The 3,123-nt window shown below is 75.3% G+C and carries 3 protein-coding genes and 1 pseudogene; 3 read left to right on the forward strand and 1 reads right to left on the reverse strand.

The features are described 5' to 3' along the window. Positions 1 to 287, forward strand: a pseudogene (locus G3I42_RS32915) (hypothetical protein); the annotation flags it as partial. Between the two features lie 60 nt (positions 288 to 347). Here G3I42_RS32915 and G3I42_RS32920 read toward each other — a convergent pair. Next, on the reverse strand, positions 348 to 1,829 hold the full coding sequence (locus G3I42_RS32920; RefSeq protein ID WP_164291340.1) for an ornithine decarboxylase: 1,482 nt from the start codon (positions 1,827 to 1,829) through the stop codon (positions 348 to 350). A 191-nt stretch (positions 1,830 to 2,020) separates the two neighbouring features. Between G3I42_RS32920 and G3I42_RS32925 the strand changes: the two genes are divergently transcribed. Together G3I42_RS32925 and G3I42_RS32930 are read left to right on the forward strand one after the other, a co-directional pair. Further along, on the forward strand, positions 2,021 to 2,590 hold the full coding sequence (locus tag G3I42_RS32925) for a DUF6328 family protein (protein WP_164291341.1): 570 nt from the start codon (positions 2,021 to 2,023) through the stop codon (positions 2,588 to 2,590). 91 nt (positions 2,591 to 2,681) lie between these two features. After that, on the forward strand, positions 2,682 to 3,123 hold a 442-nt coding region (locus G3I42_RS32930), incomplete at its 3' end, for a hypothetical protein (RefSeq protein WP_343244729.1).

Here is a 3,123-nt window from a genome sequence, read left to right on the forward strand (position 1 = left end):
GCGCGCGGCACCCGCACGTCCACGGCGCGAACCTGGGCGTACGGGCCGACGCCTACCTCGGCGTCGGCGGCTTCCCGCCCCTCGCCACCGGCGAGGACCACGCCCTCGTCCGTGCCCTGGAGACGGGCGGCCACCGCGTCCTGCGCACCCGCCGCTCCCCCGTCGCCACCTCCGCCCGGCTCACCCCGCGGGCGAGCGGCGGCTACGGCGCGCGGCTCGCCCGGCTCGCGGGCCTGGGCGCGTGGGAGGAGGAGGCGGACGCGGTGCGGGGCGCGGAACCGGTGTAGGGGACGGGCGGCCGGTGCAGGGGGCGGGCGCGGCGATCCGCTCCTCGCGCCCCGCACCTTCTACACCGGCTCCGCCACCACCCGCACCGTTCCCAGCGAGGTGTCCACCGCGTCCGGCAGGTTCATGCCCGCCGCGATGCCTGTGCGGAGGTAGTGGAGGAGGGGTTCGGTGAGGCGTTCGCCGGGGAGCGCGGCGGGGATGCCGGGCGGATAAGGAGTGAGCATCTCGGCGGTGACCCGGCCCACCGCCTCGGCGGCGGGCACGTCCTCGACCGGACCGAAGTAGGCATCGCGCGGCAACATCACCTGTTCCAGACGGAGTTGTTCGGGAGCGGGGACGACGACCTCGGGACCCGGGCCGAGCGACGACGCCTCGGCGACGAGGGCGCGCAGGGCCGCGAGGAGCAGTGCCGTCGTGGACTCGTCGTCGGCGTGGGTGAGTTGGGTGCTGATACGGCGGTGGTCGGCCAAGTGCGCGTCGATGCCGTGCCGTTCGCGCAGCCGGTCGGCGGCGCGGTAACCGCTCGTACCGAGCCCCGAGACGTCGATGACGACCGGGAGGGGGTCCAGGTCGTGACCGAGACCCGGGCCGCAGAAGTCCGCGCGCCCGTGCACGCGGAGCCCGTCGATCGCGTCGATCGCGGCCCGTGTCTTCGCCGCCCTGTCGAGCGCCCCACCCAGCAACTCACGTCCGTGCAGCATCATTTGCCGCCGCCAGCCGTCCATGCCCGCGTACAGCAGGACGGACGGGCTCGTGGTGCCGAGCAGATCGGCGCGCGAGGCGAGGACCGCCGGGTCGATCAAGTCTCCGCCGAGGTGGAAGACCGAGCCCTGTTCGAGGCCGCTGCCCATCTTGTGGATGCTCGTCACGCACACGTCGGCGCCCGCGTCCATCGCCCACGTGGGCAGCTCCGGGTGGAAGGGCAGGTGCGCTCCCCACGCCTCGTCCACGAGGAGCGGCTTGCCGCGCGCGTGGCAGAGGTCCGCGAGCGCGCGCAGGTCGGCCGTCGTGCCGTACGGCGTCGGGCTCGTGACGAGCGCGCCCTTCGCGTCCGGGTGCGCGGCGAACGCGGCCTCGTACGCGGCGGGCGCGGGCGGGTGCGCGAGGTGGCGCTCGCGGTCCCACTCCGGCTCGACCCACACGGGCCGCACCCCCGAGACGATGAGCCCGGAGACCACCGACTTGTGCGCGTCGCGGCCGATGAGGAGCTTCTCGTGGGGACCGGCGACCGACAGGATCGCCGCCTTGACCGAGAGGGAACTCCCGCACGTCGAGAAGAAGGTGTGCGCGGCGTGCACCGCGTCCGCCATCAACTCCTCGGCCCGCTCCAGGACCCGCCCCCGCGTACGGCGCTCGTCGAGTCCGCCGGAGGCGAGGAGGTCGCTCGCGAAGGCGGCGTCGCCCAGCAGCCGGCGTACCTCGGGGTCCGCGCCTCTGGCCTGCTTGTGCCCGGGTGGGGTGAAGGACAGCTCGCCGCGCGCGTGGTACGCGGCCAGTGCTTCGAGGACGGGGGCCTGCCGGTGATCGGGTCGCTCGGACATGTGCCTCCTGTTCCCCGGCCCCGTCCCGGGGAACCCGCCAATGAGCCGAGCGGCGGACACGGCGGCCGCGGCACGTCCGCGGTGCGCCGGTACGTCCGCCGCGCCGTCCGGCGCGCCACCGCACGCGGCCCCCTCGCGCCCCCGAACCTGGGCGGGCCCCCGAGGAGCCGCCCGAGGAGAGGACGACCGCCATGACCCCGCCCGCACCAGGACCCCACGAGCCCGGGGAGCCGCACGACGCCTCCGCCGCCCCCGGCCGCAGCGAGACCCGCGAGGAGCGCGCCGACCGCAAGTGGGCCGATCTCCTCCAGGAACTGCGCGTCGCCCAGACAGGCGTACAGATCCTCTTCGGCTTCCTCCTCACCGTCGTCTTCCAGCAACGTTTCACCACGCTCTCCGGCACGGACCGCACGATCTACGTCGTCACCGTCGTGCTGGGCGCCGCGACCACCGGCGCGCTGGTCGCGCCCGTCTCCTTCCACCGGCTGCTCTCCGGACAGCGCCTCAAGCCGGAGACGGTCCGCTGGGCGGGGTGGCTCACGCTCGTCGGGCTCGCGCTGCTCCTCGCCACCATGGCCTCCTCGATGCTGCTCATCCTGCGGATCGTCGTCTCGCCGAACGGCACCGCGCTGTGGCTCGTCGCCGGGATCGCCGCGTGGTTCGCGCTGTGCTGGTTCGCCTTCCCCGCCTGGGCGCGGCACGCGGCACGGCGGCAGCGGAGCGTCACGACAGGTGACGGAGGCGGCGCGGAGGGGGAGTGAGACATCCGTGGAACCGCCTCCGCGGCCACCCGCACCCTTTGCACCGCCCCCGGCCCCCGGGGCACACTCGAAGGTGAGGTCAGGAGGTTTTGTGAGCCCTACCGACACGCCCGCCGCACCGCCCCGGACACCCGCCCCCTCGCCCGGGGCGCCCGCCGCGCTCCTCGTCGTGCCCTTCGACACGCTCGTCGACCTCGACAACGAGGCGGCCGTCGAGGCGGACCTGCGCGAGGCCGTCGAGCGCCACCCGGCCCGGATCGTCGTGGTGCGGGTGCGGTCGCGTGTGGTGACCCCGCAGGCGCTGCGCATCCTGCTGCGGACGGCGGCCCGTACGGCGCCGGACGGCGTGCTGTGCGTCGCCGCCGACTACCCGGCGGCGCGGCGCGTCTTCCACCTCACGGGGCTCGTGCGCGTCCTGCACGTGGCCGCCACCGTCCCCGGCGCCGTGCGGCGGGCGAGCGGCGGCCCCGTACGACACCCGCTGCGACAGCGGTCCGGGATGCCCGTCCGCCCCTACCCGGCGCTCGCCAGCC

This window comes from Streptomyces sp. SID11385 (genome assembly GCF_010548245.1).
Classification (GTDB): domain Bacteria; phylum Actinomycetota; class Actinomycetes; order Streptomycetales; family Streptomycetaceae; genus Streptomyces.